This window comes from Streptomyces sp. DSM 40750, from assembly GCF_024612035.1.
Lineage (GTDB): Bacteria > Actinomycetota > Actinomycetes > Streptomycetales > Streptomycetaceae > Streptomyces.
The window spans coordinates 5971104-5991798 of record NZ_CP102513.1 but is presented as its reverse complement, the minus strand read 5'-3'; the positions used below and the strand labels follow the sequence as shown (position 1 = coordinate 5991798).

17 protein-coding genes and 4 pseudogenes are annotated in these 20695 nt (G+C 71.1%); 13 read left to right on the top strand and 8 right to left on the bottom strand.

Annotated features, from left to right (window positions below):
* Positions 1 to 185 precede the first annotated feature (185 nt).
* Positions 186 to 464: pseudogene (locus tag JIX55_RS51515) on the bottom strand (Uma2 family endonuclease); the annotation flags it as partial.
* An 84-nt stretch (positions 465 to 548) separates the two neighbouring features.
* Between JIX55_RS51515 and JIX55_RS26835 the strand changes: the two are divergent.
* Both JIX55_RS26835 and JIX55_RS26830 read left to right on the top strand, forming a co-directional pair.
* Positions 549 to 740: a hypothetical protein gene (locus JIX55_RS26835; protein WP_257565820.1), complete on the top strand. Its 192-nt coding sequence runs from the start codon at positions 549 to 551 to the stop codon at positions 738 to 740.
* A 573-nt stretch (positions 741 to 1313) separates the two neighbouring features.
* A complete protein-coding gene (locus tag JIX55_RS26830; protein ID WP_257565819.1) occupies positions 1314 to 2153 on the top strand; it encodes an NPP1 family protein in 840 nt (279 codons plus the stop codon).
* 59 nt (positions 2154 to 2212) lie between these two features.
* Here JIX55_RS26830 and JIX55_RS26825 read toward each other — a convergent pair whose 3' ends face one another.
* Positions 2213 to 2740: a hypothetical protein gene (locus JIX55_RS26825; RefSeq protein ID WP_257565818.1), complete on the bottom strand. Its 528-nt coding sequence runs from the start codon at positions 2738 to 2740 to the stop codon at positions 2213 to 2215.
* Positions 2741 to 3133: 393 nt separating this feature from the next.
* Between JIX55_RS26825 and JIX55_RS26820 the strand changes: the two genes are divergently transcribed.
* Positions 3134 to 5092, top strand: coding sequence for an Ig-like domain repeat protein (locus tag JIX55_RS26820; protein ID WP_257565817.1), 1959 nt, complete (start codon positions 3134 to 3136; stop codon positions 5090 to 5092).
* An 83-nt stretch (positions 5093 to 5175) separates the two neighbouring features.
* On the opposite strand, the gene JIX55_RS26815 is transcribed toward JIX55_RS26820, so the two are convergent.
* Entirely contained in the window at positions 5176 to 5589 is a 414-nt protein-coding gene (locus tag JIX55_RS26815) for a GntR family transcriptional regulator (RefSeq protein WP_257565816.1), read from the bottom strand.
* Positions 5590 to 5786: 197 nt separating this feature from the next.
* Here JIX55_RS26815 and JIX55_RS50950 point away from each other — a divergent pair.
* Positions 5787 to 6004 (top strand): annotated as a pseudogene (locus tag JIX55_RS50950) (DNA-binding protein); the annotation flags it as partial.
* Positions 6005 to 6019: 15 nt separating this feature from the next.
* On the opposite strand, the gene JIX55_RS26810 reads toward JIX55_RS50950, so the two are convergent.
* Both JIX55_RS26810 and JIX55_RS26805 read right to left on the bottom strand, forming a co-directional pair.
* Positions 6020 to 6172 carry a hypothetical protein gene (locus JIX55_RS26810; RefSeq protein ID WP_257565815.1) on the bottom strand — a complete coding sequence of 51 codons (153 nt, stop codon included), beginning with the start codon at positions 6170 to 6172 and terminating at the stop codon, positions 6020 to 6022.
* Positions 6173 to 6608: 436 nt separating this feature from the next.
* Positions 6609 to 6893 (bottom strand): ATP-binding protein, encoded by a 285-nt coding sequence (locus tag JIX55_RS26805; RefSeq protein WP_331609855.1) that lies wholly within the window; start codon positions 6891 to 6893, stop codon positions 6609 to 6611.
* Here JIX55_RS26805 and JIX55_RS26800 point away from each other — a divergent pair.
* The 5 genes and pseudogenes from JIX55_RS26800 to JIX55_RS26780 all read left to right on the top strand — a co-directional run bounded on the left by JIX55_RS26800 (position 6835) and on the right by JIX55_RS26780 (position 12774).
* Positions 6835 to 7203: a DUF397 domain-containing protein gene (locus tag JIX55_RS26800; protein ID WP_443046531.1), complete on the top strand. Its 369-nt coding sequence runs from the start codon at positions 6835 to 6837 to the stop codon at positions 7201 to 7203. The two genes, JIX55_RS26805 and JIX55_RS26800, sit on opposite strands and share 59 nt — an antisense overlap.
* Positions 7100 to 7568: pseudogene (locus tag JIX55_RS26795) on the top strand (hypothetical protein); the annotation flags it as partial. The gene JIX55_RS26800 and the pseudogene JIX55_RS26795, both read left to right, overlap by 104 nt.
* A 191-nt stretch (positions 7569 to 7759) precedes the next feature.
* Positions 7760 to 9817, top strand: a complete 2058-nt coding sequence (locus tag JIX55_RS26790; RefSeq protein ID WP_443046530.1) for an Ig-like domain repeat protein — start codon at positions 7760 to 7762, stop codon at positions 9815 to 9817.
* Positions 9818 to 10116: 299 nt separating this feature from the next.
* Positions 10117 to 10836: a response regulator transcription factor gene (locus tag JIX55_RS26785; RefSeq protein WP_257565811.1), complete on the top strand. Its 720-nt coding sequence runs from the start codon at positions 10117 to 10119 to the stop codon at positions 10834 to 10836.
* Positions 10837 to 11454: 618 nt separating this feature from the next.
* The gene (locus JIX55_RS26780) at positions 11455 to 12774 is read left to right on the top strand and encodes a sensor histidine kinase (protein WP_257565810.1); all 1320 of its coding nucleotides are present in this window, start codon (positions 11455 to 11457) and stop codon (positions 12772 to 12774) included.
* Between the two features lie 241 nt (positions 12775 to 13015).
* On the opposite strand, the gene JIX55_RS26775 is transcribed toward JIX55_RS26780, so the two are convergent.
* Positions 13016 to 14251, bottom strand: coding sequence for a hypothetical protein (locus JIX55_RS26775; protein ID WP_257565809.1), 1236 nt, complete (start codon positions 14249 to 14251; stop codon positions 13016 to 13018).
* 140 nt (positions 14252 to 14391) lie between these two features.
* The gene (locus JIX55_RS26770) at positions 14392 to 15624 is read right to left on the bottom strand and encodes a PP2C family protein-serine/threonine phosphatase (RefSeq protein ID WP_257565808.1); all 1233 of its coding nucleotides are present in this window, start codon (positions 15622 to 15624) and stop codon (positions 14392 to 14394) included.
* Positions 15625 to 15855: 231 nt separating this feature from the next.
* Here JIX55_RS26770 and JIX55_RS26765 point away from each other — a divergent pair, with 231 nt between their 5' ends.
* Positions 15856 to 16362 (top strand): hypothetical protein, encoded by a 507-nt coding sequence (locus JIX55_RS26765; RefSeq protein ID WP_257565807.1) that lies wholly within the window; start codon positions 15856 to 15858, stop codon positions 16360 to 16362.
* 200 nt (positions 16363 to 16562) lie between these two features.
* A complete protein-coding gene (locus JIX55_RS26760) occupies positions 16563 to 17492 on the top strand; it encodes a hypothetical protein (RefSeq protein WP_257565806.1) in 930 nt (309 codons plus the stop codon).
* A gap of 337 nt (positions 17493 to 17829) precedes the next feature.
* On the opposite strand, the pseudogene JIX55_RS26755 reads toward JIX55_RS26760, so the two are convergent.
* Positions 17830 to 19065 (bottom strand): annotated as a pseudogene (locus tag JIX55_RS26755) (aminotransferase-like domain-containing protein); the annotation flags it as partial.
* Between the two features lie 85 nt (positions 19066 to 19150).
* Between JIX55_RS26755 and JIX55_RS26750 the strand changes: the two are divergent.
* Positions 19151 to 19933: an alpha/beta fold hydrolase gene (locus JIX55_RS26750; protein ID WP_257565805.1), complete on the top strand. Its 783-nt coding sequence runs from the start codon at positions 19151 to 19153 to the stop codon at positions 19931 to 19933.
* Positions 19934 to 20051: 118 nt separating this feature from the next.
* Positions 20052 to 20522, top strand: a complete 471-nt coding sequence (locus JIX55_RS26745) for a DUF7144 family membrane protein (RefSeq protein WP_257565804.1) — start codon at positions 20052 to 20054, stop codon at positions 20520 to 20522.
* The last annotated feature ends 173 nt before the right edge of the window (positions 20523 to 20695 follow it).

The following is a 20695-nucleotide window of genomic DNA, read 5'->3' as shown; positions in this document are numbered from 1 at the left end:
CCGAGACCTGCTCACCCGCCACGCCCGCTCCCTCACCGCGGCGCTCCTCGCGATCGCCGCGCTGATGACCATCGCGACCGTGTTCCCCCGCTGACCCGACACCGCTTCGCTCCGCTCAGAACTCGGCGGTGTCCAGCTCGAAGCCGAGGGGGGTGGGTAGGGGCACGGCCGGCCTCGGCGGCAAGGAGGACGGGGGAGGGATCGTGCCACTCTTCCTGGTCGCCGAAGCTCCCCTTGGGGGCGATGACCAGGTCAGGGACGACGTGACCTGTCTCGCATGTGCCAGGGACGTTCAGGCCGATGCCGGTGTAGTTGCGCAGGGACCGGACCTGTCGACGGCCGATGACCTGCCCGCTGAGTTCCGACACGATCGCCGCGTGTCGCCCGTCGCCCAGCGACGTCACACAGATCTCACCCTCGATCAGCTCCACGCGCCAGCCCTTGGGAGCGACCGCACTGAACACTTCGAAGACCTGCTGCACATCGGCGCCGTCGGGCGCACGGCGAGATGGCCTTGACCGGCCAGGTCACTCGTCGTCGAGCTCGATGTGGACGTCGGTCAACGCGAACACGTCGTCCTCGTCGTCGTCCTCGTCCTCGTCGTCGTCCTCGTCCTCGTCGTCGTCCTCGTCCTCGTCGTCGTCTTCGTCCTCGTCCCAGTCCGTCTCCGGGTCGCCGGGGCGGCGTACCCGCAGGGGCGGGGTAGGAGTAGCCGTCCTGGTCGGCTTCCTCCCAGGTGAAGAGCACGGCCTCGCCGGGTTCCAGGGATGCGACCCCCGACAAGAAGAAGTCCGCGTCCGCGTCGCCGAACGCCGGTCCGGTCACCACGACGAAGATCGTCCTCGACCGCTGACCCACCACGGCCGACCAAAGCTCTTCAAGGGCGCCGCTCCTTACGGGGCGGCGCCCTCGCCGCTCAGAGCGACCCGACGAACGCGGTGAAGGCCTCCGGCGTTCGACCTCGCCGTCGGCGCCGACGGCCTCCACTCCCGTACGCGGGCGCTCGTGTTCAGGCCGGGGCGCGTGACGGAGGCGCCGGCTGGTGGGCCCCTCAGGGTCGACAGCCGTCGAAATCCCGTCATCCGCAGTACGTCTCCCCTATGCCATTCCGAGCGGAAGTGAACCCCCGATCACCGGAACGCGGTTCCCGTGACCGCAGTCCGACGCGTTGACAAACAGACGCTGTTGCCACTTCCGAGGGTGGCATGTCTCTGTCAGCCTTTCACTCGCCGTGCCGGGTCACCGACGGCATGCCCCGTATCTCCCCTATCCGTATCCCCCACGCAGAACAAGCGACAAGTGGAGAACCGCTGATGTCGAACGCAGCCGCAGCCGCCGCCCCGAGTGGCAGAACGTCCCGCTTCCCCCGCCTCAGGAGCCTCGGCCGGACCGCGCTCGTCGCGGGCGCCGCCGCCGCGCTGACCATCGGGTTCACAGGCAGTGCCAGCGCCGCCGTGCTGACCCCGCTGTCCGAGCGCACCACCACGTTCCAGAAGCAGTTCCAGCCGGTCTTCGACTACGACACGGACGGCTGCCTCCCCGTGGCGGCCATCGACATCAACGGCACCCTCAACGGCGGCCTCGACGACAGCGGGCCCGTCACCGGCCAGTGCCGCTCGGGCCATCTCGGCAACGCCAACACCTACTCGCGAGTCAAGTGCAACAACGGCTGGTGCGGGATCGTCTACACCCTGTACTTCGAGAAGGACATGAGCTGCGACAACTGCACCGCCACGTCGCACCGCCACGACTGGGAAGCTGCGGTGATCTGGATACGGCAGGGCGCGAGCACGCCCGAGTACGCGTCCGTCTCCGGCCACGGCAACTACACGACGACGTCGTTCAGCTCGGTCCCGAGGGACGGTGTCCGTCTCAAGGTCGTCTACCACAAAGACGGCGCGCTCACCCACACCTTCCGCTTCGCCAAGTCGGGCGAGGTCGCGGAGGCTTGGGGCGACGGCGGCTGGGACTTCCCACGCCTGGTCAGCTGGAACAGCATGGGGACGGGCACCAACGGCGTGAACCTCCAAAGCAGGCTGCAGAACGCCACCTGGGGCGACGCCAACTTCCCGCTGAAGGACGGCCGCTTCAACCTCGAACTGGAGCGGGCCAAGCCGTCCGGCATCTCCTTCGACCCGTACGGCGCGGGCTGACATCCGGGGCCGTAGGCCTGGCACCCGCACCCCGACAGGGGCGCGGGTCGTCGTACCCGTCAGGCGGCGGCGTTGTTGAAGAGGATGTCCCAGTGGTCGCTCTCGCGGGCGTAGATGTTGCCGCTGGGCGACTTGTAGAGCTTGGCGCCGTCGCCGCGCTTGCCGGCGTACTTGAACTTGCTGGTGACGTACTTGTTCACGCAGGAGGTCGGGGACACGTCCAGCTTCCAGCCCATCCAGTGGGTCTTGCCCCGGGACGTGGTGCCGCCGGCGTGGCCGTCCTCCGTGCCACCCGTGATCGTGACGGCGCACTTGCTCCTGCTCTTGAAGGCCCGGATGCCGGTGATGCTCGCCTTGCGCACCTCGTCGAGCGACGTGCAGCGGGTGTAGCCCTTCTTGTGCAGGGAGCAGTTGCCGCTGGAGACGATCTTGAAGGACATGCCGCCCTTCGTCAGCGCCGCCACCGCCGCCTTGTGCGTGCTGTACCGGGTGGTGTCCGCCTCCGCCGTGACCGCGGTGCCGAGGACCCCGGCGAGAGACAGAGCGGCGCCGGCCGCGCCGAGAACCGTTCGGTGCTTCAGGGACACGAAGGACTCCTTGTGGTTCGGGTGATGTGCGGGTACGTCCCGTCCTGACCCAAGGACACACGGAGGACCTTCGGGAAATCTTTCATATCTCTGAAAGCGGGGGGCGCGCGGACGCGCGAGCTGGGGCCAGGACCCCGGCCCACGCCCCAAGGCGGGTGCGCTCAACGTCCGCCCGGACAGCGGAGCGAGTCCGGGAAGGCGGAGACGACGCGCACCTCCGCCCGTCGCCGTACGTAAATCCATTGAGTTCTCCCCCACCCCCTGTGACCCTCTTGTCAGTGACATGACCTAGTCTTCACTTACGCGTCACACGCGCCGCACAGGTCGAACACACCGGCCCCGCGCGACGACGCGCCCATTTCTTTCGTTCCGGGGGGTTCGAAACACGTGCGTATGCGCACTCTTCCGGCTGCCACCGCGATGGCAGTCCTCTTCAGCTCGGCCGCGCTCACCGTCGGCACGGCCGCACCGGCGTCCGCCGACAGCAGCAGGGCCATCGCCGTCGCGCGGCCGTCCGACACGGTCGTGGACGCCAAGCACCAGCGGCTGTTCATCAGCGACCTGGACCAGGCCAAGATCGCCGTCACCACGTACGCCGGCGTGGTCGTCGGCCAGATCACCGGACTGTCGCAGGTCAGGGACCTCGAACTCAGCCCGGACAACAGCACCCTGTACGCGGCCGTGTACGGCGCGGACAAGATCGTCGCCATCGACACGGCGACCATGACCCAGACCGCCGAGTACGCGACCGGCGCGAACACCAAGCCGTCGCGACTGGCCCTCGCCGAGGGCAAGCTGTGGTTCTCCTACGGCGACCAGTGGGACTCCGGGCTCGGCGCGGTCGACCTGACCGCCGAGGCCCCGACGGTCACGCTGGACCTCGCCGGGGGCCACGACTACGCCAGCCCGCCCATGCTGTACGCCGACCCGGACAACCCGGGCACGCTCGTCGCGCTCGACGCGGGCATCAGCTCCGGCCCGGTCATCGTCTACGACATCGCCTCCGGCACGCCGGTCATCCGGGTCTCCGCGAACAAGGGCGGCTTCCCCAACGACGCGGCCCTCACCCCGGACGGCACCCACCTCGTGATGGCCGGCCCGGGCAACCGCGCGCTCACCGAGTACCGCCTCTCCGACCTGGAGCAGACGCGCACGTTCCCGGTGCCGGACGCGCCGATGGGCGTCGACATCGCCCCGGACGGCACGGTCGCGGCGACGGTCTACGACTTCGACGACAAGGGCGACACCTACGTCTTCGCCAAGGGCGCCGACCAGCCCGCGAGCGTCCGTGACCTGCAGCCCTCACCGCTGTGGAACGACAACGGCGTGGTGTGGGCCCCCGACGGCAAGAAGCTGTTCGCGCTGACCTCGTCCTCGTACGAGACCCGGTTCCACGTCCTCGACGAGCCCCGCAAGTACGTCAGCACCGCGACGGTCAGCGCCCCTGCGACGGCCACCCGCGCCAAGAAGCTCACCGTCTCCGGCAAGCTCACCTCGAACCTGGCGCTGCCCGCCGGCACCCCGCTCACGGTCACCCGCACCGACGTGGAGTCCCCGAAGGGCAAGTCGCTCGGCACCAAGACCCTGGGCACGGGCGGCAAGTTCTCCTTCACGGACACCCCGCCGGCCGGCGGGAAGGTCACGTACAAGGTGTCGTACGCGGGCGACGCGGACCACACCGCCGCGTCCGCCTCCGACACCGTCGAGGTCTCGCGCGCCGCGACCACCCTCACGCTCGACAAGAACCGCAAGACCTACGCGTACGGCGCGGACGTCAAGTTCACCGCGCACCTCGGCACGACGTACAAGAACCGCAAGGTCGAGATCTGGGCCGACCCGTACGGCTCCGACAGGCCGAACAAGCTGGTGAAGTCGGGGACGGTGAACTCGAAGGGGAACCTGTCGGTCACCGTCGACCTCAAGCGCGACACCAAGCTCTCGGTGAAGTTCGCGGGCGACGCGCGCTACAAGGCCAAGACGGTCACGAACACCGTCTACACCAAGGTCAGGATCTCCTCGTCGATCGCCGGTCACTACAAGACCCAGTCGGCCTGGGGCCAGAAGTACCACTACCTCCGCAAGTCCAAGGACCCGGTCCTCAAGACCACGATGACGTACTACGAGGGCCGCAAGCAGCGTCTCCAGCTCCAGGCCTACTACCAGGGCGCCTGGCGGGACGCCGGTTCCGAGTACTTCCCCCTCGGCACGGCCGGCAAGTCCGACGTCACCCTCACCGGCACCCCGACCACGAACATCCGCTTCCGCTTCCGCTCCGAGTACCGCGACACCAGCTCCGGCGACAACGTCAACACGACGACGTACGGCGCGTGGAAGTACTTCATCTTCACGTAGTCCGGGGCACGCTGTTTCGGCACACCGGCCGGGCACCACGGGACTCGTACCCGGTGTGCCCGGCCGTTCCGTGCCGTGGTGCGTCAGGCCGACGGGGGTGGCGGCGGCTCGATCGCCTCCACACGGGCCGCCAGGTCGCGATACAGCGCCTCCAGCTTTCGCACCCGCTCGGCGAGGTCCTCCGGCGGTTCACCTGCCGGCTGTTCGGGGCCGGGATCGAGGAAGTACGTGTCCTCGTACTCGTCGTGCAGTTGCAGGAGCTCGGCCCTGCGGAGTTCCCGGATCGCGAGGTGAACGTCCCCCTCCGGTACGCCGTAACGCTCCCGTAGCTCGGCCACGGTCGGCAGGATGTCGCCGAGGACGTAACGGCGTTCCGCCAGGCCGTCCCGGATGTGATCGACGAGTTCCTCACGGGACTGTTCCGGATCGCCCGTCGTGGGCCCCGGCAGGTGGACCGCCTTCAGTCGCGCGGGCCTCACATACTTGTTCTCCGGCATCCGTTCAGGACCTCTCGTCCGTCGTCGCCACGCTGCCCCGCTGAAGCGTCTCGGTCACCGGGTAGCCCGTCTCCGGGTCGAACAGCACCGATTCCCATTGCGTACTGCCCTCAAGCGTCTCACTCCATGAACATCATGAGCAGGAGCAAGAAGTACTCGATCAGTCTTCCCGAGAACCTCGCCGAGGCCGTACGCGCACCCGTGTCGACGTCCACGACGTCACCAAGGAGATCACCGACCGGGCCGCCCCCCTCCTTCGCACCTATCACCTCCACGGCCACAAACACGGCATCGATGCAGCCTTCGCCGCCATCGCCCGCGACGCGCCGAGCCCCGCCCAGTCACCGTCCTCACTTCCGACCCCGAAGACCTGACACTCCTGTGCGGCCCGGCCGTGGAGATCGTCAAGGTCTGAAGGGTTTGAAGGGGATCACGTTCCAGCTCCCGCCCGCGAGTCCTGGTGGTCCCCTTCGTGCCCCTTGCCGAGCACACACGAGCCCGTCTCGCTGAAGATCGGTGCGCGGTACAGCAGCGAGGCGCGGACCGTGCCGCACCTGCCGGTGACCTGGTCTACCTTCTCCATGACCGCCATCGGGCCCCGCCCCCGATCGGACGCTGTTGGCGAACGTCAAGTGGCGTGAGAGTCCCAGCGACACGCCGCCTGCAGGGCGTGTCGCTGGGACTACGCGCCCACTTGGCTCTCGCTTGGCGATTCGCCAACAGCAACCCGATCGGCTCGGCGACTGTCGTTCCCGGCAGCCACATGTCGAGGGTGGACAGATACGGGCGGGTCAGGGCGGTCGCGTTGCCGTCGAAGGGCTCCTGGTCGGTGCTGTACGGGGAGCGGGGGGCCAGGGTTGGCGCTGCCGGGTCCACGCCGTCGTTCGCGTCTCGGCCGGTCACAACATGCGGGCTCTTCCCTCGCCCCCTCCCGGGCGCCCTCCGCCGCCGACCACCGCCAGGCATCAGCAACCGCAGCACCAGCAGCGCCATGAAACGAACCGCCCGATCCAGCGCAGTCACCGCACGGCCCCTTCCGACAGCGACAGCGCCAACGACACCCATACGACCTTGCCGCCCCCGTCACGCGACGCCACGCCCCAGTCGTCGGCCAACGCGTCGACCGGGGCGAGCCCCCGACCGCACACCTCGTCGTCCCCGGCGCACCTCAACTCCGGCTTCCCGTCCGCCGAATCGGCCACCTCAAGCCGCAGCCCGGCACCGGTCAGTTCGATCCCCAACCCGATGTCCTGGCCGTACGTCGCATCCGCCCGGACCGCATTGGTCGCCAACTCGGAGGTCAGCAGTTCGGCGATGGGGGTGAGTTCGGTTACCTGTCCACCGAACTATGAGAGGCCCCGCATGACCGCCTACACGCATGGCAGAGGTCGTCCTACTGCGCCCGCCCAAGGCGAATCCTGCGTCCATGTCGCTGCCACCGCACGGAAGTCGTCCCACTGCCAAGAAGGCGACGCCTGCGTCCACATATCCGCCGGCCCCGAGACGATCCACCTCACCGAAAGCGCCGACCCCACCCAAGCCGTACTCAGGGCCACCTCCTCCGCCTTCGGCGCCCTCCTCCACACGCTCAAGGAGAATCGGCACCGCAGCTGACGTCGTGTCCGAGTCAGCGCTGCCAATGGCGGCGGAGTTAAGGGTCGTCGATCTTCCGCCGCTGGAGACGGCGTACTGGCTCATCAAGCCGCCGATCCTGGTCCGCGGTACGTGGAGCGAGGCGAAGGACGCGGCAGCCTGGCTCGGCGAGCGCCCTGGCCGAGTACGCGCACCGGTTCGCCTCCGACCACGACCGCGACACCATCCACCTGGCCACGCTCGTCAACTCCGCGGTGGAGCGGCTGAACTCGGGAGCGGACGTGTCCCTCGGCCGCTACCTCGAACGCCCCACGTATCTCTCCCTGGCCCCGGTGACCTGTTCCCCGAACCGCTCCCTGCCCGACCTGCGATGCCCCACACGGTGACCCACAGGGTGACCCACAGGACGCCGCACGGGGTGACCCGTCACGCCGCTGGCATCGCGTTCCCGGCGCCCCCTGTGAAGCTCCTGTCAGTGGCGTGATCTAGTCTTCGCTCACGCGCCACACGCGCCCCACACGGTCCCCCCACACGGTCCACGGATCAGGCACGTCCTCGATCCCGCGCCGGCGGCCGTATGCGACGGCGTCTCTTTCGCTGTCCCTATCGTTTCCTTCCGGGGGTTCGAAACACCGTGCGCAGACACACACGCACTCTTCCGGCCGCCACCGCGCTGGCCGTCCTCTTCAGCTCGGCCGCGCTCGCGGTCGGCACGGCCGCGCCCGCCGCGGCCGACACCAGCACGCCCCTGCCGGTGCAGTCGTCCGGCGACATCCTCGTGGACGGCGTCCACCAGCGGGTCTTCGTCTCCGACCCGACCGGCGGCCAGGTCGTCGCGACCGACTACGCGGGCACGGTCGTCGGCACCGTGCCCTCCCTGCCCGGCGCCAAGGGCCTGGAGCTGTCCCCCGATTCCGGCACGCTCTACGCGGCCGTGCCGGGCGACGACGCCATCGTGGCCATCGACACGGCGACGGTGGCCGAAACCAAGCGGTACCCGACCGGCGAGGGCACCGACCCGCAGTACCCGGCGTGGGCGGGCGGCAAGCTGTGGTTCGGCTACGGCGCCGCCACCCAGGGCAACATCGGCTCGCTGGACGTCTCCGGCACCGACCCCGTGCTCACGCTCGGCCAGGACCGCGGCTGGTACGCGGCCCCGACCCTGACCTCCACCCCCGGCGCCCCCAACACCCTGGCGGCGGGCATCGAGGGCATGAGCCCGATCACCGTGGCCGTCTACGACGTGTCGTCCGGTACGGCGGCCAAGACGGCGAGCGGCCCCAACACCAGCGAGTACGTGGCGAGCAACCTGAGCGACCTCGCCCTCACCCCCGACGGCTCCCACCTCGTGGTGGCCAGCGGTGCCCCGTACTTCCACCAGGTGTACAAGACCTCGGACCTGACGCCGGACGGCAAGTACCCGACGGACGCGTACCCGAACGCCGTGGAGATCGCCGCCGACGGCACGGTCGCCGCGGGCATCAACGGCATGTACGAGCCGGACGTGTGGGTCTACGAGCCGGGCGCCGCCACGGCCGCCCACGTCTACGACTTCACCAACACGGCCGGCGGCACCGGCGCGGGCACGCTCGTGCCCGGCGGCCTCGCCTTCACGCCGGACGAGTCGCACCTGTTCGCGGTCGTCGCCACCAGCACGGGCGGCTACGCACTGCGCGACCTGAACGACGTCAAGCCGTCCCCGACGACCCTCACCGTCAACGCGCCCGCCACGGCCACCCGCGCCCAGGCGCTGACGGTCACCGGCACGCTCACCTCGACCGCGGCCTTCCCGGCCGGCGCCACCCTCACGGTCACCCGCACCGACCTGGAGTCCCCGGCGGGCAAGGCGCTCGCCCCGGTCACGGTCGCGGCGAACGGCACGTACTCCTTCAAGGACACCCCGCCGGCCGGTGGTTCGGTGAAGTACACCGTCTCCTACGCGGGCGACGCCACGCACGAGGCGGCCTCCGCGTACGACACGGTCGCGGTCTCCCGTGCCACGCCCACGCTGACGCTCAACAAGAACGGCAACGTGTACGCGTACAGCGCGGACGTGACGTTCACGGCGCACCTCGGCACGACCTACAAGAACCGCAAGGTCGAGATCTGGGCCGACCCCTACGGCTCCGACAAGCCGAACACGCTGGTGAAGTCCGGCACGGTCAACTCCGAGGGCAACCTGTCCGTCACCCTCGACCTGACCCGTGACACCAAGCTCACCGCCAAGTTCGCGGGCGACTCGCGCTACGCGCCGAAGACGGTGGAGAGCCGCGTCTACACCAAGGTGAGGGTGTCGACGACGCCGAGCCGCCACTACAAGACCAACTACGCCTGGAACCACACGTACTACTACTTCCGGCAGTCCGTGGACCCGCTGTTCACGACCTCGATGACCTACTACCCGGGCCGCAACTACCGGGTGCAGGTCCAGGCGTACTACGACGGCGCCTGGCGGACCACGGGCCAGGAGTACTTCACGCTGGAGTCGGGCGGCGTGGGCGCGGTCGAACTCACCGGCACCCCGAGCACCGGCATCCGTTTCCGGATCCGCTCCTCGTACATCGACACGAACTCCGGCGACAACGTGAACACGACGACGCACGGCGCCTGGAAGCACTTCATCTTCACCAGCTGATCACCCGTTGAATCACCCGTTGAATCACCCGTTGATCAGCCGTGGGAACCGCCGAGAGCGGCGGAACCACCGAGAGCGCGTCCGGTCATCGACCGGGCGCGCTCCCGCATTTCGGGAACGGCTCGTTCCGAATCATTTCGAAAGCGCTCTCCCTTACCTGCGGGTACATGTGACTATACGACTGCCGAAACTTGAGACCTCAAACTGAGGTCACGGTCGCAAAGGAACAGGACATGACCACCCCTGTGCCCTCGGTCCACTCAGCAGCGATACCCGTCCCACCAGCAACATCGATGTCAATGGCCGCACCGGCCTCGTCGGCCGCGTCGGCCGCGCCCGCCGGGCGGCTGCTCGTCGTGGACGACGAGGAGGGCATCCGTTCCATGCTCACCATGGCGCTGGAATTCCTCGGCTACCAGGTGAGCGCCGCGGCCACCGGCCGTCAGGCCCTGCAGGCCGTCACCCGGTACGACCCCGACCTGATCCTCCTCGACGTCAACCTCCCCGACCTGGGCGGTTTCGAGGTCTGCCGGACCCTGCGCGACCGCGGCAACGCGGTTCCCGTGCTGTTCCTCACCGGGCTCGGCGGTGTCGACGACCGGGTGCGCGGGCTGGACATGGGCGGCGACGACTTCGTCACGAAACCCTTCGAACTGAAGGAGGTGGCCGCCCGCGTCCGCGCCCTGTTGCGCCGGTCCGGCGGCGGCCACCCCGCGCCCGACCGCAACCGCCTCCGCGCCGGCGCGGTCCAACTCGACGCCGACGCCCACCAGGTCTGGGCCGCCGGCCGCCCCGTCGACCTCACCACCACCGAGTTCGCCCTCCTCCGCTACCTGATGGAGAACCCCGGCCGCGTCCTCTCCCGGGGCCAGATCCAGGAACGCGTCTGGAACCACCGCGACGAGGGGTCGGGCGTCGTCGACACGTACATCTACTACCTGCGACGCAAACTGGGCGAACCGGGCCAGTCCCTCATACGGACGGTGCGGGGAGTGGGCTACCAACTGTGCTCGAACTGAGCGATGCGGACGCCGCCTTGTCGGCGACTGAGTGGGTGGTGCACCGTCACCACCCTCCGGTCCCGTCCTCCAAGCCGGAGGGGCTGATCGCCCTCCGGTCCAGTCCTCGAAAGCCGGACGGGCGGGAGGGAGCCGGGGGAAGGGTGCCGGGCCGGGGGGTGCGCGGGCAGGGCCAGCAACACGGCGGCCCCGACAGCCACTCAGCCCCGCTGGCGTTTGATGAGCGGGGGTGGTCCGGAGGGCGGAGCCCATTGGCGGGGTCCGGAGGGCGGAGCCCATTGGCGGGGTCCGGAGGGCCAAGCCCTTGGGCGGGGTCCGGAGGGCCAAGCCCTTGGGCGGAGTCCGGAGGGCGGAGACCTTTGGCCGGGGTCCGGAGGGCCAAGCCCTTGGGCGGAGTCCGGAGGGCGGAGACCTTTGGCCGGGGTCCGGAGGGCCAAGCCCATTGGCGCGGTTCGGACGGCCAAGCCCATTGGCGAGGTCCGGGGGGCCAAGCCGATTGGCGAGGTCCGGGGCGGAGCCCCGTGGCGGTGCGGGGTCGTAGGGGCGCAGCCCCTGGGGGAGGGACGGGTAAGGGCGGCGGGGGCGAAGAAAAACTGGGCGAATGGACGGACCGGACGGATGAGCGGCTTCAGCGGGCTGAGCGGAAACATCAGGGCGGCCGGGCTGCTGGCACCGAGCGACACACGCTCCCGGCCCCACCCCGGCCGCCCCCTCCCTCCCGTCGAGCAACCGATCCGCCCCCACCACACCGGCCAACGCACCGTCGGCTTCTGGCTGATCGCCACCCTCGCCACCCTGGGCGCGGTCGCCGCCCTCTCCGCCCACACCCTCGCCCACCACCTGACCGCCCGCACCGACCAGGAAATAGCGAGGTTCAGCCGCCTCGGCTTCGCCCCGTCCCTCGACAAGAACTACCTGATCCTCGTCCTCGACTCCCAGGGCAAGGTCGTAGAGCGCCACCCGGGCTCCGACGCCCTCCCCGCCTTCCCGAAGCTGACACCCGCCCGCCTGAAGGCGTACGCGGCCCGCGCGAACCCGTCCGCGTTCGGGGAGAGTTACCGCGCGAAGGTGGTTCGCGCCCCGAAGGCGGGCCGGAATCACGAGGGTGACTACATCGTCACGGCCCGCTCGACGGCCGACGACCGGCAGGCGGTCGAGCGCCTGCTCCAGGCCGAGACGGCCGCCGCGCTCCCTCTCCTCGCGACCGTCCTGATCGGTGCCCGCCGCCTCGGCCGCCTCGAGGTCAGGGAACGCGAGACCAGCGAGCGGCGGCTGCGCGAGTTCATGGCGTCCGCCGGGCACGAACTGCGCAACCCGCTGACCACGATCTCCGGCTACGCCGAACTCGCCCGAGTCGGCGAACCCGCGTACGAACCGATGCGGCAGGAGGCGCTCGGCCGGATCGCCGCCGAGGTCGGCCGGATGAGCACACTCATCGACGAACTCGTGCTGCTGACCCGCCTCGACCTCGGCCAACCCCTCCAACTCACCTGCGTGGACCTGGCCCAGCTGTGCCGCGACGCGGCCTCCGCCGCCCGCGACTGCCACCCCGACCACCCCGTACGGCTGCTTCTCGCCCCCGGCGACCACACGGTCACCGGCGACCCGCTACGCCTCCACCAACTGGTCGCCAACCTGCTGACCAACGCCCGCGTCCACACCCCGCCGGGCACCATGACCACGCTCGGCCTCGGCACGGAGGACGGCTACCGGGTCATCGAGGTCCTGGACGACGGCCCCGGAATCCCGGGCGAACTCCGCGCCCGGCTCTTCGACCCCTTCGTACGCGGTGAGGAGACACGGGCCGCCGGCAGTGGGCTCGGCCTCAGCATCGTCACGGCGATCGCGACGGCCCACGGCGGCATGGTCACACTGGAACCGTCCCACCCGTCCCACCGGGGCGCCTGGTTCAGAGTCCGCATCCCAGCACCGTCATAACCCGCGGGCGGTGACGCAGGGTGGATTTTGCCGACGGTTGGGGAGTTTCTGATCATTCTCTGATCAGGATCCGATTCGTTCCGGAGGTACGCCCGCTTAAGTGATCAACGTGCGGTGTCCACCACGTGCTTTAACGGTGTGACCTCGTACGACTCCCCCTCCGAGGTCGGCCCGGCATTCGCCCTGATCGACGGCTCATCGATCTACGACGAACGGAACGACGGCTCATCGACCGGCTCGGCTAACCGGGTACGTGCTGGGCCGACCTCAACTCCCCGACCCGCTGCTGCAGTTCGGCCAGATGCTGCCGCACGTGCTCCAGCGCTCCGGCCTGCCGCCCCGGCACGCGTCCGCGCAACTCCGCCAACGCGACGCCGAGTTCACGGGCCCGGTCGGCGTCCGCGACCAGCCCCCACTGATGATGGGCCCGGTCGACCGCCGCCTCGACCATGGGATCCTGCGCCGACTGCCCCACCGCGAGCCGCGCCTCCGCGACCCCGATCCAGGCCTCACAACTCCGCGCCGCGTCCCCCGCGAACATCGCCAGATCCGCCCGCACCTCCCGCCAGTGCAGCACCTCCTCCGACCCGGCCCCGAACTCCCGCAACGCCCCCTGCTCCCACCGCGCCGCAAGATCAGCGGCCTCGGAATGCCGCCCGGCTTCGACGGCGGCGGTGATGGCGGTATGGGGGTCGGCGATCGCGGCGGCCCCGGACAAGCCGTCCGCCACCGGTCCGGACGTCTCCACCGGCGCCGACACGTCAGGGGTGAGGGCAGGGGCGGCGGGGGCGAAGCCTCCCCGGGGGCCGCCCTGGGAGCCACCCCGGGGGCCGCCCCCACCCGGCGCGGTCGCGTCCCACGCCAGCACCAGATCCCCGTGACCCCCCGTCCGCGCCAGCACCTGCTCGTGCAGCACCCCCGCCTGCGGCCGCTGCCCACTCCGCAATATCGTCGCCAACGCCTTCATGTACCCCGGCACGGCCACACCCCGCCGCACCCCCGCCGCCGGCGGCGCGATCCGCCCGTACACACTCACCCCCGGCCCGACCACGAGCGGCCGTCCCGCCAACTCCCGCCACACCTCCGCGTCGGCGTGCAGATCGACGAACAACGTCGTGGATCCGGGCGTACGCAGCCGCAGTTCCTCCACGATCCAGTGCCAGGGGAAGGCGGTGTAGCGCACGGTCGCCGGCGTCGTACGCGCCAGCGCCAGATGCACGAGCCGCTGCTTGCGGTCGAGTTGGAGCTGCCCGGCGAGGTACACGGTGAGCGGCCCGGGCGCGGTGGCCGCCGCGCGCAGCCGGGTGAGGACGGCCTGCGGCTCCAGCGGGTCGGCCAGCTCGACCACGTTCGCCGTACCCGTGCCGGACAGCACCTCGGGCGTGACGGCCGCCAGTACGGGAAGCACGGAGGCCGCGTCCACGAGGCACCCCTTGCCCATGGGCGAGGCCGCGAGCAGCAGCACTGTTCCGGGCATCGTTCCCTCCCCATCGATCACGTACGCCAGCCAGCACGGTAACCGCTGCGCGTGCAAACGGTGAAAGGAGCGCTCACTTCGGGCCCCGCCCGACGACCGGCGCCGCCCCCCCGACACCACCCTCACCGCACCCCGTGCCCTCACCCCACCCGGCCCCCGCCACCAGTTCCCCTCTGTACCGGCTTCGACGCCCGCCGTACCGCGAAGATCGTCGTGTCGTCGTCGAGGCCGCCGCCCGTGTGAGCGAGGACACCGTCGCGGACGAGGCGGACCAGGGACTCGGGATCGGTGGCGCGCGGGCCGTCGGCGAGGGCGCGGGTGAGGTACTCGCGGAGGGGGAAGAAGGCCCGGTCGCCGTCACGGGCCTCCGTCACCCCGTCGGTGACGAGGAGAAGCGTCTCGTCGGCCGCGAGCCGCACCGTGGCCGTCCGGGGCGCCTGCGGCGCCAACCCGCCGAGCCCCAGCGGCAGTCCGTCCCGGAGCGGCAGCGCCCGTACGCCGTCGGGGGAGACGAGGAGCGGGGGTTCGTGGCCGAAGTTGATGACGTCCACGGTGACCGCGCCGCCGAGCCCGGTGAGGTCGGGCCCCCAGTCGGTGCGCTCGCTGCGCAGCTCGGGGAAGTCGAGCAGCACGGCGGTCGCGAAGCGCTCGGCGTCGTCGCGGCCGACGTGCGCGCAGTAGCGCACGTGGCGGACCATCCGCGTCTCCAGCCGCTCGGCCACGGTGGCCGGTTCGGGCTCGTAGTAGGCGGCCTCGCGGAACGTGCCGAGCAGCACGGACGCCGCCTCCACCGCCGCGAGCCCCTTGCCCTGGACGTCGCCGATGACGACGCGGGTGCCGTGCGGGCTCGGCTGGATGTCGTAGAAGTCGCCGCCGACGCGGGCCTCGCTGTCGGCGGCGAGGTAGATCTCCGCGTGGTCGAGGCCGCCGACGTCCGGCGGCAGCTGGCGCAGCAGGATACGGCGGGTGGTGTCGACGACGGCCCGCATGTGCAGCATCCGCTCCTGCCCGCGCAGCCGTACCGCGCAGGCCAGCACGGACAGCACCCCACCCAGGGCGACGAGGATGAAGTCGGGGAGGCCGGTGCGGTCCTGGTGCGGCCACGAGTTGTCGCCGGCGATGTACAGAAGCATCGCGAGCGCCGCGAACAGCGCCGTCGTCCACACCCCGCAGACCGCGGCGGCCGCGCCCGGCACGAGCACCAGCCATGAGACGACCCGGAAGTCGCCGCCGGTCGCCCAGTCGATCACCAGCACGCCGAGCAGCACGACCAGCGGCGGAAGCCAGGCGACATCGCGCCCGCGGAGCCGCAGCAGCTGCTGCCGCTCGACGGGGTCCGGCTCCCGGCGCACGCGCGGCATCGGCATCCGCATGAGCCACAGCGAAACACGCCGCTCCGGCCCCCGCATCCCGAGCAGTACGGCCGACCCCGCGCCACGAGGCACACCGACCCAGCGCCACCGGGTACGCCGACCCCGCGCCACCGGGTACGGCCGCACCGGCTTGTCACGACTCCCCCGCCCCGACTTGCCAGGGTCCCTCCCCAGGTGTGCTCTGGTAGTCGGGGCGGAGAGTGACGGGGGAGGGAAGAGAGGAGTGCTCCCATGGCTCAAGCGGCACCCACTCCGGGCCGGCCGGGGAGTCCGGCAAGTCCGGGGAGTCCGGGCAGGCCCACGGCTCCGGGCACGCGGCCCGCACCGGCCACGCCCGATGTCTTCGGCGAGCGCGCCCACAGGTTCACGAACCGGATCCTGCCCGTGGTCCTCGGCCTCGTCTACGGCTACTGGGCCGCGGCCATGAACCGCGACGCCGGCCCCATCACCGGCTGGAACGTCCTCTTCGGCTTCGTCACCGCGTTCGTGTTCGCGGCGCTCTACCTCGCCGTAGCGACCGTCGCGCCCCGTCTGCGCCGCGAACCGCACGCCCTCCTCTGGGCCGCCTTCGCGGGCTGCGCCTTCGGCTTCCTCTACAGCCAGGCGCCCCAGCACACCGTGCTGCGCTCCACGCTCATGTCGCTCGGCATCGCGGCGGCGGTCTTCGCGGTGACGTTCTACCGCTACTACACGCACGAGGACGCGCAGGGCCATCGGCTCGGGCGGCGGACTGGGTGACCGGTTGGGCGGCGGTCGGGGTGACCGGTCTTCCCGCTCCCAGGTACCGGAGGCCGTGAAGGTCCACGTGAACCGGCGTGGCGAGGCCCCGGCGGTCGCGGTGGCCGGTGCTCCCCGTTCGGCTTGTCCTGCGGGGCCATTCGCAGTCACGTGCTGCGGGAGCGCTCGCGTGGGGGCGGGCGGCGGTCTTGCCTGGAAGGGTGTCCCAACGTGTTCGCGGCACCCTGTCGGCCGTGCTGACCGTGCTCGCCTGCCTGCTCGCGCCGGTGGGTGCGCTGGCCGCGTGGGCGACGTACGAGATCGCGGACCGGCCACGGTACGAGGCGGTCATGGCACCGCTGGCCGCCGACCCGGACGTACGGGAGGCGCTCGCGGACGCGGTCGCCGCCGGGATCCTGCGCGAGGTCCGGGTGGGGCCGCCGCTGCGGGAGCGGATACGGGCCTTCACGCACGACGCGGCGCACTCCTTCACGCAGACGGAGGCGTTCCGCACGGCCTGGCACACGGCGAACCGGGCGGCGCACGACGCGGTGCTGACGGCGGTGCGCGAGGAGGGCACGTACGACCGGGGCGCGGGCGGTGGTGAGGGGCGGCCGGTGATGCTCGACCTCGCGCCCGTCGGCGAACACGTCAAGCGTCAGCTCGCCCGCGACCACGTGCCGTTCGCCCATCGCATCCCGGTCGCGCACACCGAGGTCGAGGTGCTGTCGGCCGCGCAACTGGTTCAGCTTCGGAAGGGGTATCACGTGCTCGAAGTCGCCGCGTTCTGGCTCCCGGTCGGCGCGCTCGCGCTGGCCGCCGGTGGCATCCTCGTCGCGACGCAGCGCCGCCGGGCCGTCTGCGCGACGGGGCTCGGCACGGCTCTCGGCGGCGCCCTGCTCGGCGTCGCCGTCGCCCTGGGCCGCCACCTCACCCTCGCCGACCTGCCCCCGGACGTCTCCCCCGCGGCCGCCGGCGCCGTCTACGACGCCCTCACCGCCACCCTCCGCACCGTGACCTGGGGGCTCCTGGGCATCGGCGCCACCGTCGCCGCGGCCGCCTGGCTCACGTCCCGCCTCGCGCGACGTCGCCCAGCACCCGCAGCGCCCCCGCCAACTCCGACAGAGAAACCGAACCAAGTCCAAGCCTGACGCAGTCGGCCGCGGAAGCCACGGCCCTGCCCCGCCGAACGGAAAACACACCCACCCCCGGCTCCCCCGGACAACTTGGCTGCGGGCAATCGTGCCGCTGGGGCGGCACGGGTGGGCGCAGCGGCACCCGGTCAGCGCCGGCAAGCACCCCCGCCCCCTCCGGACAACTTGGCTGCGGGCAATCGTGCCGCTGGGGCGGCACGGGTGGGCGCAGCGGCACCCGGTCAGCGCCGGCAAGCGCCCCCGCCCCCCGCCCAACACCGACCGCCGGACCACTGACAGCCGACCCCCGCCAAGCCTCCACCCCCGGCCCCCTGAACCCCGCCCCCCGCCCAACCCCGGGCACGCTGAACGCCGACCCCGGGGTCACCGCCACCCCCCGCTCCGCCGCCGCCGCGCAGAACGGGTCGGCGCGCCACGGCTCCGGCAGCTCCCACCACACGTAGTACGCCCGCGCGTCCCCCCGCACCGCGAACCCCGCGAGATGCTCGGCGACCAGCCGCTGCCGCGCCGCCGCATCCGCCCGCTTCGCCGCGACCAGCCTCCCCACCGTCCCATCCCCGATCCACCGCACCCCCGCCTCCAGGGCGAACCGCCCCGCCGCCCAGCCTCCCGAACGCAATGCGGCGGCCACTCCGTCGACCCGCCCCTCCGGCACCACGAGAAAGCCGACCGTCAGCCCCGGCGCCACCCGCTTGGACAGCCCGTCGACGACGAACACCCGCTCCGGCGCGTACGCGGCCAACGGCGGCGGCGCCTGGACATCCCCGTCCGCCAGGAACGCCCAGATCCGGTCCTCGATCACCGGCAGATCCAACTCCCGCACCACACCCGCGAGTTCGGCCCGCCGCTCCCCGCCCATCGTCACGGACGTCGGATTGTGCAACGTCGGCTGCACATACACCGCCGACAACGGCGCCGCCCGATGCGCCGCCACCACGGCCTCCGGCCGCACCCCCTCCTCGTCCGTCGCGAGCGGCACCAAGGTCACCCCCAACCGCCCGGCGATCTCCTTGACCAGCGGATACGTGAGGGACTCGACCCCGACCCGGCCCCCGGGCCGTACGAGGTGGGCGAGGGCCGCGGCGATGGCCTGGCGGGCGTTCCCGGCGAAGAGGAACCGGTCCGGGGCCGGCCGCCAGCCGCCCGTGGCGAGCAGTCCGGCCGCGGCCTCGCGCGCGGCGGCCGTACCGGTCGCGGGCGCCGTACGCAGCGCGTCCGCCAGCACGTCCGGCCGCAGCAACGGCGCGATCCCGGCGGCCAGCAGCTCCGCCTGGCCGGGCACGGCAGGGTAGTTGAGCTCCAGGTTCACGGGCGCCGACGTGGCCGGCTCCGCCAGCGCCCACCCCGCCGACACCGGCGGCGCCGCCCGTACGAACGTCCCGCGCCCGACCTCCCCCACCACCAGCCCGCGCCGCACCAGCTCCGCGTAGACCCGCCCGGCGGTCGACCCGGCGATCCCCCGCCGCCGTGCGAACACCCGCTGCGGCGGCAGCCGGTCACCGGGCTTCAGCCGCCCGGCGGCGATGTCGTCCGCGACGCGATCGGCGATACGCCGGTAGTCGGCAGCCACCACTTCTCCGCCCACCCTCCCCACATTGCACCGAGAGCAAAGATCTTATTGCACCGAGGAGTTGAGGAACCCTAGGGTCGAACCCATGACCACCTTCCTCGCATACGAGGACAAAGGGGAAGCAGAATCCTCCCTTCCCCTCCCCCTCGTCCTCATCCACGGCCACCCCTTCGACCGCACGATGTGGCACCCCCAGATCACCGCCTTCGCCCCCTCCCGCCGGGTCGTCGCCCCCGACCTGCGCGGCTACGGCGCCTCCCCCGTGATCCCGGGCATCACCCCGCTCTCGACGTTCGCCGAGGACATCGCGACGCTCCTGGACGACCTCGGTGTCTCCGACTTCGTCCTCGCGGGCCTCTCCATGGGCGGCCAGATCGCGATGGAGTGCTACCGACAGTTCCCGCACCGCGTCCGCGGTCTCGTCCTCGCCGACACCTTCCCGGCCGCCGAGACGGCGGAGGGCAAGCGGACCCGGAACGCCATGGCCGACCGGCTGCTGCGCGAGGGCATGACCGGGTACGCCGACGAGGTGCTCCACAAGATGGTCGCGCCCTACGCGGACGCCGAGGTCGCGGCCCACGTACGCCGCATGATGACCGCCACCGACCCCGAGGGCGCCGCGGCGGCCCTGCGCGGCCGCGCCGAACGCCCCGACTACCGCGGTCTGCTCACCCGCGTCACCGTCCCCGCGCTGGTCGTCGTCGGCACCGACGACGAGTACACCCCCGTCACCGACGCCGAGGCCATGCACGCCGCCCTCCCCGACTCCACCCTCCACGTCATCGACGGCGCCGCCCACCTGCCGAACCTGGAGCGCCCGGACGACTTCAACAAGGCCCTGGAGGACTTCCTGGCAAGGGTCGGCTGACGCCACCGCCGTCACCCATTCGGCCCACACCGGCTGCGGCCCTCCTCACGCGGCGCGACCCTGCGGATGAACTGTCCATCCATTCGAAGACATTCGATGACGTTCTGAGGAGGCCCACATGACACAGCACAGCACCACCCCGCGCGAGAACCCCCAGTCCGACCAGACCATCTCGACACCGACGCCCTCCTACGCGAAGCACTCCGGCTCGGCCTGGGCCCTCGGCGGCACGGTCTTCGCCGGTGTCCTCATGATGGTCGGCGGCATCATGGGCATCCTCAACGGCATCGCCGGCATCGCCACGGACGACGTGTACACGCCCATCGGCGACTACGTCTTCGAGTTCAGCCTCACCACCTGGGGCTGGATCCACCTGGCCCTCGGCGTCATCGTCACCCTCACCGGCTACAGCATCCTCCAGGGCAGGGACTGGGCCCGCGGCCTGGGCATCGCCTTCGCGTCCCTCTTCGCCATCGAGTACTTCATGTTCCTCCCCTACGCCCCCGTCTGGTCCGTCATCGCCATCGCCATCGCCGTCTTCGTGATGTGGTCCCTGGCGACCTCCCACAACCACGAACGCACGACCTAGACAGGTGGGACTGAGCACCGACGCGACCCGTACGCCGAGTCAGCACCAAGTGCACGCTTTCCAACTGTGGTGGTGGAGTGGAGGGCTGTGTGCTGGGGCGTTCACCTGGGTTCTCCAAGGTTGATCGCCAACGTGAGTCGGCCTCGTAGTCTCCGTTGAACGGCCGTGAACGC

Coding starts and splice junctions, on each gene's coding strand:
- JIX55_RS26830 (WP_257565819.1), top strand. CDS start 1,314: ATGTCGAACGCAGCCGCAGCCGCCGCCCCGAGTGGCAGAACGTCCCGC.
- JIX55_RS26820 (WP_257565817.1), top strand. CDS start 3,134: ATGCGCACTCTTCCGGCTGCCACCGCGATGGCAGTCCTCTTCAGCTCG.
- JIX55_RS26815 (WP_257565816.1), bottom strand. CDS start 5,589: ATGCCGGAGAACAAGTATGTGAGGCCCGCGCGACTGAAGGCGGTCCAC.
- JIX55_RS26810 (WP_257565815.1), bottom strand. CDS start 6,172: ATGGAGAAGGTAGACCAGGTCACCGGCAGGTGCGGCACGGTCCGCGCC.
- JIX55_RS26800 (WP_443046531.1), top strand. CDS start 6,835: ATGTCCTGGCCGTACGTCGCATCCGCCCGGACCGCATTGGTCGCCAAC.
- JIX55_RS26790 (WP_443046530.1), top strand. CDS start 7,760: ATGCGACGGCGTCTCTTTCGCTGTCCCTATCGTTTCCTTCCGGGGGTT.
- JIX55_RS26785 (WP_257565811.1), top strand. CDS start 10,117: ATGGCCGCACCGGCCTCGTCGGCCGCGTCGGCCGCGCCCGCCGGGCGG.
- JIX55_RS26780 (WP_257565810.1), top strand. CDS start 11,455: ATGAGCGGCTTCAGCGGGCTGAGCGGAAACATCAGGGCGGCCGGGCTG.
- JIX55_RS26775 (WP_257565809.1), bottom strand. CDS start 14,251: ATGCCCGGAACAGTGCTGCTGCTCGCGGCCTCGCCCATGGGCAAGGGG.
- JIX55_RS26770 (WP_257565808.1), bottom strand. CDS start 15,624: ATGCGGATGCCGATGCCGCGCGTGCGCCGGGAGCCGGACCCCGTCGAG.
- JIX55_RS26765 (WP_257565807.1), top strand. CDS start 15,856: ATGGCTCAAGCGGCACCCACTCCGGGCCGGCCGGGGAGTCCGGCAAGT.
- JIX55_RS26750 (WP_257565805.1), top strand. CDS start 19,151: ATGACCACCTTCCTCGCATACGAGGACAAAGGGGAAGCAGAATCCTCC.
- JIX55_RS26745 (WP_257565804.1), top strand. CDS start 20,052: ATGACACAGCACAGCACCACCCCGCGCGAGAACCCCCAGTCCGACCAG.